The 20472-nt window shown below is 67.7% G+C and carries 10 protein-coding genes; 7 read left to right on the top strand and 3 right to left on the bottom strand.

The features are described 5' to 3' along the window. The first annotated feature begins 83 nt into the window (after positions 1 to 83). The 4 genes from IPN47_05615 to IPN47_05600 all read left to right on the top strand — a co-directional run bounded on the left by IPN47_05615 (position 84) and on the right by IPN47_05600 (position 6636). Positions 84 to 3632, top strand: a complete 3549-nt coding sequence (locus IPN47_05615; GenBank protein MBK9407520.1) for a hypothetical protein — start codon at positions 84 to 86, stop codon at positions 3630 to 3632. Between the two features lie 261 nt (positions 3633 to 3893). Further along, a complete protein-coding gene (gene lpdA / locus IPN47_05610; protein MBK9407519.1) occupies positions 3894 to 5318 on the top strand; it encodes a dihydrolipoyl dehydrogenase in 1425 nt (474 codons plus the stop codon). Continuing rightward, positions 5311 to 6102: a lipoyl(octanoyl) transferase LipB gene (lipB, locus tag IPN47_05605; GenBank protein ID MBK9407518.1), complete on the top strand. Its 792-nt coding sequence runs from the start codon at positions 5311 to 5313 to the stop codon at positions 6100 to 6102. Before lpdA ends, lipB begins: the two co-directional genes overlap by 8 nt. 135 nt (positions 6103 to 6237) lie before the next feature. Beyond that, positions 6238 to 6636 carry a hypothetical protein gene (locus IPN47_05600; protein MBK9407517.1) on the top strand — a complete coding sequence of 133 codons (399 nt, stop codon included), beginning with the start codon at positions 6238 to 6240 and terminating at the stop codon, positions 6634 to 6636. Between the two features lie 95 nt (positions 6637 to 6731). Here IPN47_05600 and IPN47_05595 read toward each other — a convergent pair whose 3' ends face one another. Continuing rightward, on the bottom strand, positions 6732 to 7886 hold the full coding sequence (locus tag IPN47_05595; protein MBK9407516.1) for a hypothetical protein: 1155 nt from the start codon (positions 7884 to 7886) through the stop codon (positions 6732 to 6734). Between the two features lie 183 nt (positions 7887 to 8069). Beyond that, positions 8070 to 11396 (bottom strand): Ig-like domain-containing protein, encoded by a 3327-nt coding sequence (locus IPN47_05590; GenBank protein MBK9407515.1) that lies wholly within the window; start codon positions 11394 to 11396, stop codon positions 8070 to 8072. Between the two features lie 785 nt (positions 11397 to 12181). Between IPN47_05590 and IPN47_05585 the strand changes: the two genes are divergently transcribed. Continuing rightward, on the top strand, positions 12182 to 14239 hold the full coding sequence (locus tag IPN47_05585; protein MBK9407514.1) for an ATP-dependent helicase: 2058 nt from the start codon (positions 12182 to 12184) through the stop codon (positions 14237 to 14239). A 205-nt stretch (positions 14240 to 14444) separates the two neighbouring features. Here the strand turns inward: IPN47_05585 and IPN47_05580 are convergent, their stop codons facing one another. Next, a complete protein-coding gene (locus IPN47_05580) occupies positions 14445 to 15674 on the bottom strand; it encodes an aminopeptidase (GenBank protein ID MBK9407513.1) in 1230 nt (409 codons plus the stop codon). A 128-nt stretch (positions 15675 to 15802) separates the two neighbouring features. Here IPN47_05580 and dnaE point away from each other — a divergent pair, with 128 nt between their 5' ends. Both dnaE and IPN47_05570 read left to right on the top strand, forming a co-directional pair. Next, the gene (gene dnaE, locus IPN47_05575) at positions 15803 to 19315 is read left to right on the top strand and encodes a DNA polymerase III subunit alpha (GenBank protein ID MBK9407512.1); all 3513 of its coding nucleotides are present in this window, start codon (positions 15803 to 15805) and stop codon (positions 19313 to 19315) included. Beyond that, the gene (locus IPN47_05570) at positions 19315 to 20283 is read left to right on the top strand and encodes an acetyl-CoA carboxylase carboxyltransferase subunit alpha (GenBank protein MBK9407511.1); all 969 of its coding nucleotides are present in this window, start codon (positions 19315 to 19317) and stop codon (positions 20281 to 20283) included. Before dnaE ends, IPN47_05570 begins: the two co-directional genes overlap by 1 nt. Positions 20284 to 20472 lie beyond the last annotated feature (189 nt).

The following is a 20472-nucleotide window of genomic DNA, read 5'->3' as shown; positions in this document are numbered from 1 at the left end:
GGGTGGTGGCTCCGGCCGAGCTCGTTGCACCGGTAGCCGCGCAGGCGTCCTTGGGGAGAGGATCTTCCCAAGGACGCATGCGCATGTTTCATCGACTTGCCGAGCGCGCCCCACGCATCGTGTGGGCCGCACGCCTAACCACTGCCTGCATCCTGGCGACCGTCGCGGCCTGCGGCGGCAGCGAGGGCGGCAACGCGACCGGCAGCAACGGCCCCAACAACCCCAAGACCGGCGCGCTCGCGGTCACCGTCAGCGGGCTCCCGGGCGGGTCGTCGGCCGGCGTCACCATCACCAACACTGCCGGCTACTCGCGCACAGTGTCGGGCACCGAGACGATCGCCTCACTCGCGCCGGGCGCCTACGACGTTACCGCCGCCGAGGTCACCGCAGGGCTGGACAAGTTCGGCGCCGCCCCCGCCACGCAAGCGGTCACCATCGCGGCAGGCACCACCACACCGGTCTCCGTCGGCTACGCCATCCTCACCGGATCGCTGGCGATCACGGCCGCCGGGCTCCCGTCAGGAGCAAACCCCGAGATCCTCGTCACGGGACCCAGCAGCTTCTCCCGCACCGTGAGCGCCGGCGCGACCCTCGGCGGGCTCGCGCCCGGGGCGTATCGCCTGACACCGGCCGCGCACGTCATCGACAACAACACCTACGCATCGACGGCCGCCACGCTCGACGTCGCCGTCGCCGCCTCCACGACACCCACCCCGGTCGCCTTCACCTACGCGCTGGCCTCCGGATCGCTCGTCGTCACCATCTCAGGGCTCCCCACCGGCGCGAGCGGAACGGCCACCGTCACCGGGCCTAACGACTTTCGGCGCACCGCCGCCGCCGGCGAACGCCTGATGAACCTCACGCCGGGACGCTACACCATCTCCGGCGACCCCGTGACCGTCGGCCTCGACGGGTACCGCGCGCCGGCCCCCGTCACGGTCGACGTCGCCCCGTCCATCTCGCCGGTCAGCGCGGCGCTCCCCTATGCGCTGGCCACCGGGCGCCTGAGCGTCAACGTCGGCGGTCTCCCCGGGGGCGCCAGCGCCGCGATCACCGTCACGGGGCCGAACGCCTACTCGCAGACCATCACCGAAACCCAGGCGCTCACCGGACTTGCACCTGGCGACTACACGATCGCCGCAACCCCGGTCACGGCGGGTGCGCTCACCTATACCGGCGCGCCGACTTCGCAGGTCATCGCGGTGACAGCGAGCGCCGTCGCCGCGACCGCCACGGTGACCTACGCGGTCACCACGGGAAGCCTCGTCGTCACCATCACCGGCCTCCCGCAGGCCGTCCCCGCCTCCATCACCGTCACCGGCCCGTCGGGGTACTCCGCGCAGGTCGCCAACACCTCGACGCTCTCCAATCTCAAGCCCGGCAGCTACACGGTCACCGCCTCCAACGCGGTCGCCGGGACCCATACGTACGCGCCGACCCCCGCCACGCGGACGGTCACCGTCACCGCCGGTGCCACCGCCGCCTCGGCCGCCTTCACCTACGCACTCGCCAGCGGCGGCATCGCCGTCACGATCACCGGTCTGCCTGACGGCACCGCCGGTGACCTCACCATCACGGGCCCCAACGGCTACTCCAGGGCCGTGACCGCGACCACGCTCATCCTCGGCCTGCCGGTCGGGACCTACACGATCGCGGCGCGCGCCGTCGGGAGCGGCGCATGGGCCCCGAATCCCGCATCGCAGAACGTCGCGGTCGCCCCGTCGACCTCGGCGATCACCGCCACGGTCAACTACGTCTCCTCCGTGGGCACGCTCGCCGTGACCATCAACGGCCTCCCCATCGGGGTGAATGCCGCGGTGACCGTCACCGGCCCGGGGGCGTACTCGCGCGCCCTCACCGCGAGCACGTCCATCACCGGCTTGATCGGGGGACTCTACACCGTCGCAGCAGCCGCCGTGACCAACAGCGGCACGACCTACTCACCGACCACTGCGTCGAGCAACGTCTCGGTGGGCGGCGGGGCCACATCGACGGCGACCGTCACGTACACGGCGAGCGCGCCACCGCCGCCGTCGGGGCCCAACCTGACGATCGACGGGATGCACGTGCAGCAGGTGGTGCAGACCTATGCGGGGACGGTGCCGCTCGTCGCCGGTCGTTCCGGCCTGCTGCGCGTCTTCGTGAAGTCAGCCGCCGCCAACACCGTCACGCCCACCGTGCGCGTCCGCTTCTACAACGGCGCGACGCTCACCAGCACGATCACCATCAGCGCCCCGACGTCGTCGGTTCCGCAGACCGTCAACCAGGGGACGCTCACCTCGTCGTGGAACTACACGATTCCGGGGAGCACGATTCAGCCCGGGCTCCGGATCCTCGCCGACGTCGACCCGACCAATACGGTCTCCGAGTCGTCCGACAGCGACAACAGCTTCCCGCTCAACGGCACGCCGGCCACGATGGACGTGCGCAGCGTCCCGACGTTCAACATCCGGATGGTCCCCGTCCTGCAAAGCGTCAACGGATTGCAGGGAGGGGTCACGGTGGGGAACGCCGACTCGTACCTCGCCGACACGCGCGCGCTCTACCCGATCAACACCGTGGATGCCGACGTGCGCGCGGCGTTCACCACGTCGGCCGGCGCCCTGCAGAGTGGCGACGCGAACGGCGCATGGGGACAGATCCTGAGCGAGGTGAACGCGCTGCGAACCGCCGACGGCAGTTCGCGCTACTACTATGGCATCGTGAAGGTGAGCTACGGGTCCGGCATCGCCGGGTTGGGCTATGTTCCGGGGCGCGCGGCCATCGGATGGGACTACCTGCCGAGTGCAAGCGACGTGATGGCCCACGAACTGGGCCACAACTTCGGGCGGTTTCATGCACCGAGCTGCGGTGCCGGTGGCCCGGACAACGCGTACCCGCTGTCCAACGGGAAGATCGAGACCTTCGGCTACAACATCGCCACCAACGCGCTCAAGGACACCGCCACGAACTACGATCTCATGGGCTACTGCAATACCACGTGGATCAGTGCCTACACGTTCAACGCCGTTCTCTCGTATCGCGCCGCCAATCCGTTCTCCGCCTCGGCCGCCATCAGCGGCGGCTACGCACGTCGCGGCATGCTCGTGTGGGGGCGCGTGCAGAACGGGCAGGTCATTCTGGAACCCACCTTCGAGGTCGACGCCCCGCCGTCGCTTCCGCAGCGTCCGGGGCGCCATCGCCTCCAGGGCTTCGGCGCGCTGGGAGAATCGCTCTTCGACTTCTCCTTCGATGGTGAACGCGTCGCCGACCACCCGGACGGCACCACCGAGCACTTCGCCTTCGTCGTGCCGTACGGCATGATGCGCGGGATGCAGCCCACTCGCGTGCGACTCGCCGCCGCTGGTCAGCAGGCCGAGTTCACGTCAGTCGGCAGCGCGACCGCGTCGGCCGCCGCCCCCGTGGTGCAGCGCGTCGACTCGCGCGCGGTCCGCGTGCAATGGAACGACGCCGAGACGCGAGGCGTGCTGGTGCGGCACCCGCGGACCGGGGAGATCCTCGCCTTCGCCCGCGGGGGCGACGCCCTGGTCTACACCGGCGAGTCGTCGCTCGACCTGACGACGTCGGACGGCGTGCGCAGCGCCCGCCGGCGCGTCAGCGTGTCGCCGTCAGGACCGCGGCCTCGGCGCTAGCACCGCGCCTGGCGGACGATCCCGCCCACGACGGGCTCTGATCCCGGTTCGACGACAGGGCGCCTCCAGCGGGGCGCCCTGTCGACGTGTGCCCCCTGATCCTTCGCACCTCCCCCGCCCTGCGCTCCCTCCCCCCAACGGCGTAGATTACCCGGTGCGCGCCACCGGCATTGGGCGCGCGGTACCTCCCCCTTGGAACCGTCCACGCTGAACGGCCTCGCAGTCCATCCGCGCGGTCTCACGCCAACTCCTCGACTCGTCATGGCATCGTACGACGTCATCTTCCTCGGCGGCGGCCCCGCCGGATATGTCGGCGCGCTCCGCTGCGCCCAACTCGGCCTCTCCACCGCGGTCGTCGAACGCGAAGGGCTCGGTGGCACCTGCGTCCTCTGGGGGTGCATCCCGGCCAAGGCGCTGCTCGAGAGCGCCTCGCTCGCCAACAAGGTGCGGCACGCAGGCGAATTCGGCGTGAAGGTCAGCGGGGAGATCGACTTCGACTACAACGTCGCCATGAAACGGTCGCGCGGCGTCTCGAACCAGAACTCCAAGGGGGTCGAGTTCCTGTTCAAGAAGAACAAGGTCACCTGGATCCGCGGCACCGGACGCATCGTGAAGGCGAGCGCCGGCGCGGCGGCGTCGCTCACGGTGAAGGGCGCCGACGGCAAGGAAGAGAAGCACGACGCCAAGAAGGCGCTGGTCGTCGCCACCGGCTCGCGCGTGCGCGGCCTTCCGCAGATCGGCCTCGAGCTCAACAAGACGACCGTCATCTCCTCGGACGAAGCGCTCACGCTGGAGAAGGCCCCCAAGTCGATCGCCATCGTCGGCGCCGGCGCCATCGGCTGCGAGTTCGCCGATGTCTTCAACGCCTTCGGCAGCGAAGTGCACCTGCTCGAAGTGCTCCCGTCGATCCTTCCGCTCGAGGATGCCGACTGCTCCGCCGAGTTGGGGCGCGCCTTCAAGAAGCGGAAGATCAACGTCACCACGAACGCCAAGATTTCCAACATCAAGGTCGGCAAGGACAGCGTCTCGATGAGCGTCGAGGCCGGCGGCGCGAAGCAGGAGCTCACGGTGGACCAGGTGCTGGTGGCCGCCGGGCGAGCGCCTAACGTCGAGGACATCGGGCTCAAGGAGCTCGGCGTGCAGCTGACCGATCGCGGCTTCATCAAGGTCGACACGACGACGTACCAGACCAGCGCGAAGGGGATCTATGCCATCGGCGACGTGATTGGCGCGCCCATGCTGGCCCACAAGGGCTCGCGCGAAGGGCACATTCTCGCCGAGCTCCTGGCCGGGCAGCACGCGCACCCGCTCAACTACGGCAACATCCCCAACGCGACGTATTGCCACCCCGAAGTCGCCTCCATCGGGCTCACCGAGCAGCAGTGCAAGGAGAAGAAACTTGACTACAAGGTCGGGAAGTTTCCCTTCTCCGCCAACGGCCGTGCCCGCACGTCGGGGGAGACTGAGGGCTTCGTGAAGATCATCCGCGACGCCAAGTACGGCGAGATCCTCGGTGCCCACATCGTCGGTGCCCATGCGACCGAGTTGATCCACGAGCTCGCCGTGGCGCGCGAGAACGAGTTCACCGTCGAGGAGATCGACCTCGCGATCCATGCCCACCCGACCCTGTCGGAGGCGGTGGCCGAGGCCGCGCTGGATTCGTTAGGCAAGATGCTGCATGCCTGAGGGCGCAGGAAGGGACGACGGGAAGGCGGCCCGTCTGCTCGTCGTCCCCCTCGGCACCCTCCCCTACGCCGCCGCCCTCGACCTGCAGCGGGCCATCGCCCGGGCGCGCATCAGCGGCGACATCGACGACGATGTGCTCCTCCTCGTCGAGCATCCCCCGGTTGTCACGCTCGGGCGCTCGTCGAAGGATGCGCACCTGGTGGCGTCAGACGCACTACTCGAGGCGCGCGGCGTGGAGCGCTTCGAGGTCGATCGTGGCGGTGACGTCACGTTTCATGGACCGGGCCAGCTCGTCGGCTATCCCATCCTCGACCTCAAGCGCCACAAGCAGGATCTCCACTGGTACCTGCGGCAGCTCGAGGAATCGCTCATCGTCGCCCTTCGCGACTTCGGCATCACTGCCACGCGGAACGCGGGCTACACCGGCGTCTGGGTCGACGATCGCAAACTCGCCTCCATCGGCGTGCATGCGCGCGACTGGGTCACCTGGCACGGCTTCGCCCTGAACGTATCCACCGACCTCTCGTACTTCGACCTCATCGTCCCCTGTGGCATTCAGGGGGTGGACATGACGTCGGTTGCCCGGGAGGTCGCCTCGCGAGGCGGCGCCACGCCCCCCGTCATACAGGGCGTGGCGGACGCGGTGGTACAGGCGTTCGCCCACTGCTTCGGGTTGGAGGCCGTTCGCGAGACGCTCGAGTCTGTGCTGCCCCCGCATGCGGAGTGGTGGCCGACGCAGCGGGCCGAGCCCCTGCGCGATGGCACGATGGGATCGGTGCCCTGACGCTCGCGCAGGGGTCGCTCTCCTCGCCTTGTCACCATTCCCGAGGGTTGGGGTACGACTCACCGACGGGTTACATTTGTGGCTGCGCGACATTCGCTGCCGTTCATCACTTCGCTGCTTCCCCCGACATCTCCTATGCGCGTTTCTCCTCCGCGTCGCGTCGCGTCCTTCGCGACCGCTGCGCTGATCGTTCTCCTCGTCTCTGCCTGCTCCGATAGCCGGATCAGCGCCCTCACGTTGGGCATCAGCAAGGACTCGGTCCTCAAGGTCATCGGCAAGGGTGCTCCGGCCGGTGACTCGCTCCCCAACGTCTACAAGCGCATCCAGTACTTCGTCGACAGCAAGTTCTTCGACGTCTTCCTCTTCGATCCGAAGAACCGGAAGGTCTGGGAAGACCCGACCGTGACCGACAAGGAACTCACCCCGATCGTCGTGGTGCAGGACAAGCTCGAGGGGACGGGCTGGGGCTTCGCCGATGAGCTGACGGCAAAGTACAAGATGCAGATCCGGACCCTCCCCGGAAACGTGAAGTAGTCACCGCACCGGCAGAATGCTCGAACGCCCGGACTTCGACGACGTCGAGTCCGGGCGTTCTGCGTTCGGGAGTTCGCGCGAGGCCTGAGCGGCCGCTACTTGCCGAGCGACAGGCGCAGCCACCGCAGCTCCCACGGCTCGCCTTCCGTGGGGCGGTGCACGAGCAACGAGTCACCGGCGAACAAGAGGGGGTGCGTGCGCCCGGTGAGGACGAATCGATGGGTCGGGCGCCCTTCGCGCGTCAGCAGGACGTAGTCGACCGTGTCACGCGTGGGCGACGCGGCACTCGCCACGAGGATACGCCCCTTCGGCTCCACGACGAAACCGCCGATCGCCGGATGACGCTTCCCGGTACGGGCCACCATGGAGTCGAGGTCTCCGGGCTTGAGTATCCCCGCCGGCGTGAGCCTGAAGATCTCGTCGCGCCGCGCCGCGATGTCGCCCTGCGTGATCTCGACCCCCTTCCGGTCGCTGGTGAGTGTCCAGCGCACCTTCCCGTCGAAGCTGCGACGCTGGACGAAGAAAGAGTCTGCCGGTGTCCAGATGATCGTCTTGTCCGAGTCGATCGCATAACGCGGGAGCGCCGGAAACAGCGGCGCCGCCGCCAGCGCGTCGCGCCCCTTCAGCTGCAACCACTCGACGGGAATGTCGAGGACCGTCGTCCCCCCAACTTCGGTCTGCGAGCGGAGCACCTGCACCTTGAGGTGTGCGGTGCCGCTGTCGGTCTCGGCGGCGATCGACTGCAAGACCGGGGTCTCGAAGCTGAAGCCAGGAGCCGCGCTCTCGTCGGGGCGCGGAATGTTGTCCTCACGGACGAACGTGTTGTCGAGCTTGTAGCGCACGAGCTTGGAGCGCTGCATGTCGATGACCGCCACGTTGCCATCGAGCATGCCGACTGCCGTGGCGTAGGAGTACTGGCCGCTTCGCTGACCGATGGATCCGAGCGTCCGTCCGTTCGGATTCTCGCGGTCGAGCACAAAGATCGGGCGACCCGGCTCCCAGACCGCGAGCCGGTCGCTGGAGAGCCAGTTGGCGACGGCGCTTCGTAGCGGACACCGGTCGGCGCCGTCTGCCGTGCAGATGAGGCGTCCATCCGTGATGGTCGCGACAGGGAGGGCCGAGAGCGCGGAATCGCTGACGACGATGTCCTGCGCCACGTCGGTCGACGCGGCCCCCCCGCACGCCGCGCTGGTCGCGGCAAGGACGAGAGCAAGTGTGGTGATTCGGGAGCGATGTAAACGATAGAACATGTCTTCCTCGTGATTCTCGATGCACGGCTGGTTCCATGCGTACGTACCCAGCCGGCGGGAATGCTGACAGGTGCGCGGTGGAGCGTCAAGCGCCGACAGCACTCAGTTAGGAGAAAACCAAACGGCCCCGCTTTCGCGGGGCCGTTGGTTTTCGACTACGTGAATCTGTAGGCTCTTTCGAGCTTACGGAATCATCGTGGTGGCAACCGTCGTGATGGCATCGCCGTTCGACAGGACGCCAACCGCGACGATGATGTCGCCAGCGGCAATCGCCGTCTGAGCCGCCGAGGTGTTCCACGCATTGACGAACGAGGCGTTCGGCAGGGCGTAGATCCACGAGCGATACGTGCCCTGGTCGGTCCCGAGAGCCGTGCTGGCGCTCCCGAGGTAGTTCCACCAGGTGCCGCCCGCGTCGAGACGGTAGTAGTCAACGCGGCTGAACGGCGGGTTCGGAGCATTCGTCGGCGAAACAACCTGCGCACGGAGCGGGGTCGTCGAGCCGAACTGGTTCGTGGAGGCAACCGTCGTGATCACGCGCCAGTGGTTGACCGCGATCGTCGGGTTAGCCGTGTTCCAAGCCTGGACGCCCGAGCCGTTCTGGACGTTCAGCGCCGGGATCGGGATGACAGGCGAGGTCGACGGAGCCGGGAAGCCGGCACCGAAGCCCAGCGTGCTGCCCACGTTCCACGACCACACGGTCGTCGTCGTCGGCTTCGCCGTGCCGGCCGCATAGGCCTGTACGTTGACCGCCGGGAAGACCGCGGCGCCGACGACTTCGATGCCACGGGCGTAGACCGCGCCGTGCGTCGGCGAGATCGTCACAGCCAGCGGCGACGAGATGACGTCGTCGAAGGCGGTTCCGATCGACTGACGCGAGTAGCGGAGCGCAGCCACCGTCGGGACGGCCGGGTACGTGACTTCGAGCGACTGGGCGATGACTTCCGCCGAGTCCGCGTGAGTCGCGTTGAAGATGAACGTCGAGCCGGTCAGCGTCGCCGGGACGCCGAGGCCCGTGGAGAACGGCGACTGGTTGTTCACAAGCGCGCGGCGGAAGAGCGTCGCCGAGGTGTTACCGGCAGCGTCCATGACCCACGTCTTGTAGCCGTAGTAGCCTTCCGCGTCCGGAATGTCGACGCGCTGACCAGGCTGCCAGCCGTCCGTACGGACGCCCGGGACACCAACCGTGATCGGCGTGAAGCCGCAGGACGGGCTCGTGACGAACGTGGCGCCAGGCGTGGAGCCCGCAGCCGCGACGACGCAGACGCCGGTCGGGTTGAGGTGCCCAGCGGTGGAGAGGTGGTGCGACTGCGCGGCGATCGAGTTGCCGGCGTCGTACTGAGCCGTGTTGTAGAACCCAGCGCGATCGTCGAGGTACTCAGCGCGGAACTCAACCGTATCGGCCTGGAGGACCGACGGCTTCACGTCCGTGTAGACGGTGTCGACCGGATCGGTCGCCGTGCCGCCGTACGACGCCAGCAGCGCCGGAGCGAAGGCCGCGTCCGCAAGGCCCCAACGGATGTCGGGGTTGGTGTAGTCCGTGCCGAACGTCGCGGTAGCCGACGACGTGCCACGGTTGGCCAGACGGTCCGACTCCGAGCCCTTGACGGTCCACGGAGCGGTGCCGCCGAGACCCGGCGTGCCGCCGATGAAGTTCGTCGGGCAAGCAACGGCGCCGTTGATGTCGGCACCCGTGCCCGTCGCCATGGCCACGTCAGCCGCGGTCACGCCGGAGCAGTTGACCGAGGAGTACGTGGTCGCGCGATCGCGCGTCGAGCGAAGGCCGACGCCATTATCGGTCGAGCCGAAGTTGATGAAGCTGAACGCGCCGTTGACCCAGCCGGTGACGGCCGGAAGCGTACGCGTGATCGACGGCGTGTTGACCGACGGCGCCCGGTAGTCGAGGCGCAGCGAGTCAGGCGTCGCGTTGAACACGACCGTGTTCGCGATCAGCGGCGTGAGGGCGTACGAGTTGTTCGTGTTGTCGATCGCGGTGGCGACCACGACGTTGTCGCGGGTGCCGCCGTTGTTCTCGTAGCTCGTGCAAGCCAGGTCAGCGCCGTTGGCCGTGTAGCCGAAGGTCTTGCTCTGGCCAGCCTGCGTGCGGCCGCCGTTCGACGCGGCGAGGGCGCCGGTCGTGGCGAGATCGCAAGCACCAACCGTCCACTCGGCGTTCGAGATCGAACGGCCGGGGGTGTAGATGACCGGGTAGACGATCGCCGTAGCGTTCGCCGTCGGGCCGCCCCAGTAGGTGAAGTTGTTCGTGCCGATCGCCGAGACGCTGGGCTTCGTGATGTCAGCGGTCCAGCCATCGATGTTGTTCAGGACGATCGCGACCGGCGAGGCGCAGGTCGGGTCCGACGGGTTGTTCGTGCAGTTCGTCGCCGTCGAGCCAGTGGCGCCCTTCGGGTAGACCTGGGCCGAGACGGTGCTCGGGCCGTTGAGGAGGTCGACCGTGACGGACGGGGCAGCGGCGTTCTTGACGAAGTTGGCGGTGTTCACCGACAGCGACAGGATGCCAGCGGCCGGGATCGCGCCACCGAAGTTCTGAAGCGCAACGCGACGGAGGCCGTCGGGCTGCAGCATGCGAACGACCACCGAGTCAATCGGAAGGCCGCTCGGCTGGAAGTTCAGGTTGATCTCGATCTGGCCATTGACGTTGTTGACCGTCACCGGGGTGTTGGTGAGCCCCGTCGTGATGCTGTTGATCGAGACCTGCGGGGTGATGACGTTGATCGCCACCGTCGCCTGCAGGGAGTTCGTGGCGAGGCCCGAGCCCGAGCCGGTCGCCGTGATCGTCACAACGCAAGCGCCCGAGGCGACGGCGGTGATCGTCGTCGAACCGGTCGAGGCGTTGGTCGAAGCGGTCGCAACACCCGGGCAGCCCGAGGCAGCGTTCGCCGCATTGTTCGCATACGCGATCGTCGCGCCAGTCGCCGCCGTCGCCGTCGTCGTCACAAGCTGCGACGACCCGGGGCCGATGGTGATCGTGGTCGGGGTGACCGTCAGCGAGTTCAGGGCCTGCGGCTGAGCGGAAACCGTCACCGCCAGGGCGCCCGACTTGCTCGGATCGGCAACCGACGTCGCCGAGATGACCGCCGTACCAACCGCATTGGCGGTGATGACACCGGTCGCGGAGACCGACGCAACCGTCGTGTTGTTCGACGCCCACGTCACGGCGCCGTTGGCGCCCGGATCGCGGTTCACCGAAGCAGCGGCCGTCGCCGTCTCACCAACCTTCAGCGACAGCGCCGTCGGCTGGACCGTCACGCTCTGCACCGCCAGCGCGCGCACCGTGATGGCCGCAGCGCCCTTCTTCGTGTTGTCGACCGTCGAGGTCGCAACAACCGTCGTCGTGCCGGCCGCAACACCGGTCACTTCACCGGCGGCAGACACCGACGCGATCGCGGCGTTGTTCGAAGCCCACGTGACCGTCGACGCCGGCGTGCCGGTGCCAGCGGTCGTCGTCACCGACGACTGAAGAATCACCTTCTCGCCGATGACAATCGTCACGGCGGCAGGCGAAACCGTAACGCTCGCGATCGTAGCCGCGGGCGTCTCAGCCGGTGGGGTGACCGATACGTCGTCTCCGCAAGCGGCGAGTCCGAGGACCGCGCCGACTGCAAACAACGACCGAGTGAATTTCTGCATTCCTTTTCCCCCTTCTGCAGAGTGAGTTGTGTCCTGCTCGGACTGGTACTGCTACTGCCTTCCTACCTTGCAATTACCGCCTTGCTCTCGTCTGGCGGGACACCCGCTCGACGCACAAGCGCCGACCGGAGACGCAATGCGGCCTCCGTTCTCAATGACGGAGACCCCACGTTGCTCCGAGCGGTCACTTCTTAGATGTCGGACTTTCAAACCGCGTCCGGATACCCCCGGGACGCAGCCAACCAAGCTACCGGCATCAGAATACCGGGTCAAGGCAATCATGTGTCGCATAACGACACACTCAGCCCTCCCCGATAATCCAATCACCGGCAGCTCCGCCAACCTCGGTTGTCCAACACCTCCGTGCATCGCCAGTGCCCGTCGCCGCCCCACTTCCGGGTGCAGGGTCCCTCGACGAACGGAAAACGATGCCGCACCTCGCAGCATCGCCCCCCTCCAGCAAAACGCGGCGCGAATCTATCTCGCACCGCCTGCACCCGCCAGAGGAAGTCCCGGCGACTCCCGGAGGAGATCTCACGAGAAGTTGACGGAAAAAGACGGACTCCCCCCAGCCACCGTCACAGCTGGCCCCCGTTCCGTCATCGCTACGCCTCCCTCCCACCCGACATGCCCCCCATCTTTGCCCCATGTCCGACCCGCGCGTCTACTCCCGCTCCTCCGAAGTCACCCCCCCGGCGCACAACCTCGCCGCGGAGCTCAATCCCGAGCAGGCCGCCGCCGCGACCTTCGGTCCCGGCCCCCTCCTCATCATCGCCGGCGCCGGCACCGGAAAGACGAGAACCCTCGTCTACCGCGTCGCACATCTTATAGAACAGGGGGTCGCCCCCGAACGCATCCTCCTGCTCACCTTCACCCGGCGCGCGGCCCAGGAGATGATCCAGCGCGCCGAACGACTCGTCGGCAGCGCCTCGCGCCACGTGGCCGGCGGCACCTTCCACGGCACCGGCCACCGCCTCCTCCGCCGCTTCGGCGCCGCCGCCGGCATCGCGTCCGACTTCACCATCATGGACCAGGGCGACGCCGAAGACCTCATGCAGCTCTCGCGCGCCCAGCTCGGACTCGGCGACACCAAGAAGCGATTCCCCAAGAAGGAAACGCTGCACTACATCTACTCCCGCCACGTCAACACCGAGTTCGCCGTCGACGACATCCTCCGCGACGAGTATCCGCAGTTCGTCGACTATCGCGAGGACATCGCCCGCGTCTTCGCCGACTACACCGACCGCAAGGCCGGCCGCAACCTCGTCGACTACGACGACCTCCTCCTCTTCTGGCAGGCCATGCTCGAGAGCGCCCCGGCGCTCGCCGACCGCATCGCCGGCCTGTACGACCACGTCCTCGTCGACGAGTACCAGGACACCAACATCCTGCAGGCGCGCGTGCTAAAGGGGATGTGCCGGTCGCACCGGAACATCACCGTCGTGGGCGACGACGCACAGAGCATCTATTCCTTCCGCGGCGCCTCCTTCCGCAACATCCTCGACTTTCCGCGCGAGTTTCCCGGCACGACGATCGTGACGCTGGAGCAGAACTACCGCTCCACGCAGCCCATCCTCGACGTCACCAACACGCTCATCTCGCGCGCCGAGGAGCGCTTCACGAAGAACCTGTGGACCCGGCGCGAAGGCGGCGAGAAACCCTGGCTCGTCTCGGTCCAGGACGAAGCACAACAAACACGCTTCACCGTCGAGCGCATCCTCGAACTGCACGAAGCGGGGACGCCCCTCCGCGAGATGGCCGTCCTCTTCCGCGCCGGCTACATGTCGGCCGACCTGGAAATCGAGCTCACCAACCGCAAGATCCCGTTCGAGAAGTGGGGCGGGCTCAAGTTCCTCGAGGCCGCCCACGTGAAGGACGTGCTGGCCTTCCTGCGCATCCTGGAGAACCCGCGCGACGAGGTGAGCTGGTACCGCCTCCTGTTGCTCCTGCCGGGGATCGGCGACGCCACGGCGCGCAGCGCGATCGCCGCGATGGCGGAGCACGCCTGGGACCCCAAGGCCTTCCAGCGCTGGTCCCCGCCACCGCGCGCCCGCGCCGCCCACGTGACGTTAGGCGTCCTCCTGGAGCAGCTATCGGGAGGGGACGACGAGGGACGCGTGGGGCACGACCTGGCGCGCGTGCGCCTCGTCTACGACGACATCCTGCGCGAACGCTACGACCGCGTGGAGCCGCGCTTGGCCGACCTCGACCAGCTGCAAGTCATCGCCGGCGGCTATCCGTCGCGCGGGGCCTTCCTCTCCGCCCTCGCCCTCGAGCCGCCGCAAGCCACGCAGGACCTGGCCGGCGGCACCACCAACGAGGACGATGCGCTCGTCCTCAGCACCGTGCATAGCGCCAAGGGAAAGGAGTGGGACGCCGTCTTCCTCATCTGGGCGGTCGACGGCTTCTTCCCCATGGCCCGGGCGATGAACGACGAGGACGAGCTGGAGGAGGAGCGCCGCCTCATGTACGTCGCGCTCACCCGCGCCCGCAATCACCTCGCCGTGACGTATCCGCTCAACTCCTACGGGTCGCGGCGCGGCGCCGACTACTCCATCGACCAGATGTCGCGCTTCCTCGATCGCGGCGTGCGCGAGCAGATGGAGAAGGTGGTGCCGCGATGGGACGACACGCCCCCGCCCGAGGCGCCGTTGCCACCCGGCACAGTCGACCTGCGGGCGCTCATGCGGCAGCGGTTCAAGTAGGCGAGGCGCGACCGCGTTCGTGCGGGCGTGGGCCGACGGGCGTCAGCGCGCGACGTGAGGGTGGTGTGACGGTGGTGTGAGGGTGGTGTGAGGGCGGTGGATCGGGAGGATGGATCAAGCGAAAGGGCGGCTCACGCGAAGCCGCGAAGGGCACGAAGGCGGCCGAGTGCACGGGGAAACGTCGCGCGCGGTGGCGTGGCGCGTGTCAACGCGGCGCGGGATTGGCAGCAAGCCAGGCGCGCAAGGCGTCGAAGGGGTCGCCCGTTCCGTCCTTCGTGAGCTGCCTGACGAGTCGCACGGTCCGGGCGACCCCGCCCCCGACCCGCTCGTGCACGGCGTCGAAGAGCCAGAGGTCGGCGGCATAGACGCGGCGCGCGAGGAGCGACGCGTTGTCGAGGGGGATGCGTTGCAGCCGCGCGGGGTCGGCAGTCGAGAGGCGTGGCGCCAGGTCGCGCACCAGGATGCGGCGCATGCGCGCGAACACGCTGTCGCGCGCGGTGATCCTGGCCGTCGAGTCCCCGGCATGCGCCGTGTAGGCCGAATCCACCGCGGCGAGCGTCGCGCCCCAGAAGGAGCCGAGGAGCTTCTCGTCGCGCCACTCGGCGTCGAGCCGCCGCGCCGCCCCCGGCTGCCCGCGCGACTGGAAGAACTCGATCGCCCCACGGGCCCCCACGAACGAGGCGAACGACTCGTTGAACGTCACCTCGCCCTTCACGAAAAGCGTATTGTGGGTGAGTTCGTGGATGACGGTGCTGGCCAGGTCGAGCGTGTCGAGACGCAGCGTGGTGGAAAGCAGCGGATCGTTGAACCAGCCTAACGTGGAGAACGCGGACGCCGGGCGCAGGTAGGTGTCGTACCCGCGGCGCTGCAGCGCCTGCGCCGTGCGACGCGCCTCGGCGAAGTCGAAGAATCCCTTGTACGGAAAGCGGCCAACTACGGGGAACCACCACGTGTGGGCGGCCAGGGTGTCGCGCCGCGCCGCCGACAGGACGAGCACGAGCGTGTCGCGCTCGAGCGCCGAATAGGTCGTGAACGATTCGCCCCCCGACAGCCCCAGCGCGCCTTGGGCGAAGGCCCGTGCATCGACCACCAGTTGCAGCCGACGACGCAGCGCCGTCGCCGACGCGGTGGGGCCGACCGCGCGGTCGGCCCCACCGTCGCCCGGCGCTTCGATCGCCGCCGGCGCCCGGCGTTCACGCTCCGCCCCCTCCGACAGGATCTCGGCGATGGGGCGGCGCCTCGCCAGGATCTTCCCTTCCTCCCAGGCCGCGCGCACCAGGTACCGCCCCATCGGCGTCGCCCCCACTCCTATCACCACGCTCGCGAGCACCGCGAGGCCGACGCGCCTGACGAGTCGCCACCGACCGCGCGACGGTGGCGCGTGGCTGGCGAACCGCATCGAATCGGTGCCGTCGCTGCTCACCTGGTCAGTCACGAGACGAACGTCGGGTCGGGGTTGGAATGGGCCGAGCGCATAACCAGTGCATTGTCAAGGAGATAGCGGATCCATTCTGCCACGCGGCCGGTTTGGCGCAGCGGACCGTGACCACTAAGTTACGCGCAATGTCTTTCGTCCATCTGCACTGCCATTCGGAGTTCTCCCTTCTCGACGGGGCGAACCGGATCGAGGACCTGATCCGGCGCGCCCAGGAATTCGAGCAGCCGGCACTCGCCATCACCGACCACGGCAACCTGCACGCCGCCTGGGAGTTCCAGGAGAAGGCGAAGAAGGCAAAGGTCAAGCCGATCATCGGGATGGAAGCGTACGTCGCGCCGGGCGATCGCCGCCTCAAGGCGCGCAGTGCTCCCGGACAGAAGCCGTACTACCACCTGGTGCTGCTGGCCCGCGATATCGTCGGCTATCGCAACCTGGTCAAGCTCTCGTCGCTGGCATACACCGAGGGGTTCTACACGCGCCCGCGCGTCGATCGCGAACTCCTGGCCAAGTACAGCGAAGGGATCATCGTCTCTTCTGCCTGCATGGCGGGCGAAGTGGCGGTCCATCTCGAGCGCGGCGACGTCGCCGGCGCGCGCGAGGTGTCCGCGTGGTACGCCGAGACGTTCAAGGACCGCTACTACCTGGAAGTGCAGGCGCACGACTCCGGCGGACAGGCCAAGCTCAACGAGCAGATCTTCGCGCTGGCCAAGGACGTCGGGCTCCCGGTCGTCGCGACCAACGACGCGCACTTCCTCAAGGCGAGCGACCACGACGCGCACGACATCCTGCTCTGCATCGGGCTCGGGAAGGACCGGGACGACAAGGACCGGATGAAGTACGACGAGGGGCTCTACTTCAAGAGCGCCCCGGAGATGGCCGCGCGCTTCCCGAAGAACCCGGAAGTGCTGGAGCACACGCTCAAGATCGCCGACGAGTGCGACGTCGTCTTCTCCAAGAAGTACCACGTCCCGTCGTTTCCCCTCCCGGCCGGGGTGCAGAGCGAGAACGAGCTGCTCGTGCAGCTGGCGACCGACGGGGCCAAGGCGCGGTACGGCACGCCGCTCCCCAACGAAGTGCAGGAGCGGCTCGACTACGAGCTCGGCGTCATCACCAAGACGGGCTACGCCGGCTACTTCCTCATCACGTACGACTTCATCAAGGCAGCGCGCGACCGCGGGATCCCGGTGGGACCGGGGCGCGGCTCGGCGGCGGGCTCGCTGGTGGCCTACGCGCTGCGCATCACCGACGTCTGCCCGCTCAAGTACGACCTGCTGTTCGAACGCTTCCTGAATCCGGAACGCGTCTCGATGCCGGATTTCGACGTCGATTTCTGCTTCGAGCGACGCGGCGAGGTCATCGAGTACGTGCGCGAGAAGTACGGGAAGGACGCCGTGGGGCAGATCGTCACCTTCGGGACGATGAAGTCGCGCGCCGCCGTGAAGGACGTGGGGCGCGTGCTGGGCTTCACGCCGGCCGAGACCGACGCGCTGGCCAAGCTGATCCCCAACCAGCCCAACTTCTCGCTCACCGTGGGCGAGGCGATCGAGAAGGTCCCCGAGGTCAAGAAGTTCTACGACACCGACGAGCGCTACACGACGCTGCTCGATTACGCCGTCGCTCTCGAAGGTTTGTCCCGCCACACGGGCGTCCACGCCGCCGGCGTCGTCATCGCGCCGGGGCCGCTCGACGACTACGTCCCCATCTGCACGCAGAGTTCGAAGGGGGCAGGCGCGGGGAGCGAGGAGACCGTCATCGTCACGCAGTACGACATGACGTGCCTCGAGAAGGCCGGGATGCTCAAGATGGACTTCCTCGGCCTCACGACGCTGACGGTGATCCACGACGCGCTGCAGAACATTGCCGCGCGCGGGAAGGCGGTCCCCGACCTCGACGCCATCCCCGACAACGACCCCGAGACGTATCGCATGCTGCGCATGGGGCGCACGGTCGGGGTCTTCCAGTTCGAGTCGCCGCTGGCGACCGACATGCTGCGCAGCATGCGCTGCGACCGGTTCGACGACCTCGTCGCCTCCAACGCACTGATGCGCCCGGGCCCGCTCGACGCCGGGATGCACAAGGTCTACCAGCGGCGCAAGCGCGGCGAGGAGCCGGTGGTGTACGCGCTCCCCGAGCTGGAGGCGATCCTCGAACCCACCTACGGCGTCATCACCTACCAGGAACAGGTGATGCGTATCTCGCAGGTGCTGGCCGGCATCTCGCTCGCCGAAGCCGACGTCCTGCGAAAGGCGGTGGGCAAGAAGGACGCGGAGCTGATCAAGGCGGAGCTGGGGAAGTTCGTCACCAAGTCGGTCGATCGCGGCTACGACAAGCGCATCATCGAGGACCTCGCCGCGCAGATCGAGACGTTCGGCCGCTACGGCTTCAACAAGTCGCACTCGGTCGCCTACTCGGTCATCTCGTATCACACGGCCTGGCTCAAGTGCCACTATCCCGCTGAATTCATGGCGGCGGTGCTGTCGTCGTCGATTGGCGACACTGACAGCGTGGTGAAGTTCATCAACGAGGCGCGCGAGCTCGGGATCGAGGTGCTGGCCCCCGACGTGAACGAATCGGGGTACAAGTTCACGGTCGTCGGCGACAAGCGCATCCGCTTCGGGCTCGGCGCCGTGCGCAACGTGGGACGAACGGCCATCGACTCGATCCTCGGCGCGCGCAACGACGGGCCGTTCAAGACGCTGTTCGACCTGTGCGAACGCATCGACCTGCGGATGTGCAACAAGCGCGTCTTCGAGGCGCTGATTCACTCCGGGGCGCTCGATTCGTTAGGCGGGCACCGCGGGCAATACCTCAACATCCTCGACGCGGCACTGCAGGAGGCCTCGCTCAAGCAGGACGAGAAGGCCACCGGGCAGGGATCGCTCTTTGGCGACCTTGGCGGCGGGAAGCAGGAGGCGGGGTCGGGGCACCAACTCACCCTCCCCAACATCGCGCAGCTCACCGAGTCGGAGCGGCTCACCCGTGAGAAGGAGATTCTCGGTTTCTACATCTCGGGGCATCCGCTGGAGCCATACCGCGCGGAGTGCGAACTGTTCACCTCGGCCAGCGTCTCGCAGCTTGGGACGTGGCAGGAGGGGGGGCTGACGCTCGGGGTGGTGGTGACGGCGGTCAAGCGGCAGGTCAGCAAGAAGTCCGGTGCTGAGTTCGCCCGGTTGACAGTGGAGGATTTTTCGGGATCTTCGGAGCTGCTGGTATTTCCGGAAGCCTGGGCCGCCCTTTCGGACCGGGTGAAGACCGACATTCCGCTGCTGGTGAAGGGCGGGTATTCGAAGCGAGACCAGGGTGCCGACAACCCGACGTTCATCGTGGAGTCGGTACAGCGATTTGAAGAGCTACGGGTGGCGGGGCAGGTGGCGGTCGAGCTGGAGATCGGAGACGCTAGACGGGACGGCGAGGATGGGAACCCCCTCTCGCCCGACCTGATGAAGGACGTGCGGATCGTCGCGGAATCGCATCCGGGGTCTGCATCGCTCGAAGTCCGCTGGATTGACGCCAAAGGGACGCCGTCGCGATTGCGCTCACGGTCCATCAAGGTTGCCGCCAACAGTGCTGCTCTGGGTGAGCTGCGCGCGTTGCTGGGCCAGGACCGGGTTCGCCTCGTACGCGTCGGAGGGCAATGATGGCTAGTACACCCACGATGGAGTTCGAGCGTCCCATCTTCGAACTCGAGAAGCAGATCGACGAGTTGAAGCGGATGGCCGACGGGCAGCACATGAGCGTCGACGCCGAGATCCAGCCACTCGAGAAGAAGCTCACCAACCTGCGGCAGGAGGTGTATCGCAACCTCACGCCGCTCCAGCGCCTGCAGGTGGCTCGCTCGAGCAAGCGCCCGTTCACGCTCGACTACGTGCGGCTCTGCTTCACCGACTTCGTCGAGCTGCACGGCGACCGCGCCTTCCGCGAGGACGCCGCCATCGTCGGCGGGTGGGCCCGACTCGACGGCGAGACCGTCATGATCATCGGGCACCAGCGGGGGCGCGACACCAAGGAGAACCTCAAGCGCAACTTCGGGATGCCGCACCCCGAGGGCTACCGCAAGGCGCTCCGCCTGATGAAGCTGGCCGAGAAGTTCCACGTCCCGGTCTTCACCTTCATCGACACCCCCGGGGCATGGGCCGGACTGGGGGCGGAGGAGCGAGGTCAGGCCGAAGCGATCGCCCGCAACCTGTTCGAGATGAGCAGCCTCGAGACGCCGATCATCGCCACGGTCATCGGCGAGGGCGGGTCGGGCGGGGCACTGGCGTTAGGCGTGGCCGACCGCGTGCTCATGCTGGAGAACGCCGTCTACTCGGTGATCACCGTCGAGGGGTGCGCCGCGATTCTCTGGAAGGACGGCAAGTCCCCCGAGATGCGCGAGAAGGCGGCCGGCGCGCTCAAGATCACGGCCCAGGACCTCCTCGAACTCGGCGTCATCGACGAGATCATCCCCGAACCACTCGGCGGCGCCCATGCCAACCATGAGGTGGCGGCCGCTGCGCTCCAGGAAACGCTCATCAAGCACTACGAGGAGCTGCGCCGCTACAAGCCGGAGAAGCTGGTCCGGAAGCGGCGGGAGAAGTTCCTGAAGATGGGGAAGTTTTCTGAATAGAAGACGGGAAGACGAGAAGACGAGAAGACGAGATCGGGCGCGCGCGAGGGTTGCGGGCGCCTCGGTCGTTTTCGGGGGCGCGGCTGCGCCACCGCAGCCGCATCGCCTGCCCCGCCTCCCGGCCCCGCATCCCCCTGTTATAGTTCGACTTGTGAGCCCTTCTTCTCGTCTTCTCGTCTTCCCGTCTTC

The sequence above is a fragment of the Gemmatimonadota bacterium genome, assembly GCA_016719105.1.
GTDB lineage: Bacteria > Gemmatimonadota > Gemmatimonadetes > Gemmatimonadales > Gemmatimonadaceae > SCN-70-22.
The sequence above is the reverse complement of the archived record's forward strand: the minus strand, read 5'-3'. Positions and strand labels throughout refer to the sequence as shown.

Bases quoted from the DNA above. Each gene is read 5' to 3' on its own strand.
- IPN47_05570 (MBK9407511.1), top strand. From the start codon at position 19,315: ATGGCTAGTACACCCACGATGGAGTTCGAGCGTCCCATCTTCGAACTC.
- IPN47_05600 (MBK9407517.1), top strand. From the start codon at position 6,238: ATGCGCGTTTCTCCTCCGCGTCGCGTCGCGTCCTTCGCGACCGCTGCG.
- dnaE (MBK9407512.1), top strand. From the start codon at position 15,803: ATGTCTTTCGTCCATCTGCACTGCCATTCGGAGTTCTCCCTTCTCGAC.
- lpdA (MBK9407519.1), top strand. From the start codon at position 3,894: ATGGCATCGTACGACGTCATCTTCCTCGGCGGCGGCCCCGCCGGATAT.
- IPN47_05615 (MBK9407520.1), top strand. From the start codon at position 84: ATGTTTCATCGACTTGCCGAGCGCGCCCCACGCATCGTGTGGGCCGCA.
- IPN47_05595 (MBK9407516.1), bottom strand. From the start codon at position 7,886: ATGTTCTATCGTTTACATCGCTCCCGAATCACCACACTTGCTCTCGTC.
- IPN47_05585 (MBK9407514.1), top strand. From the start codon at position 12,182: ATGTCCGACCCGCGCGTCTACTCCCGCTCCTCCGAAGTCACCCCCCCG.
- lipB (MBK9407518.1), top strand. From the start codon at position 5,311: ATGCCTGAGGGCGCAGGAAGGGACGACGGGAAGGCGGCCCGTCTGCTC.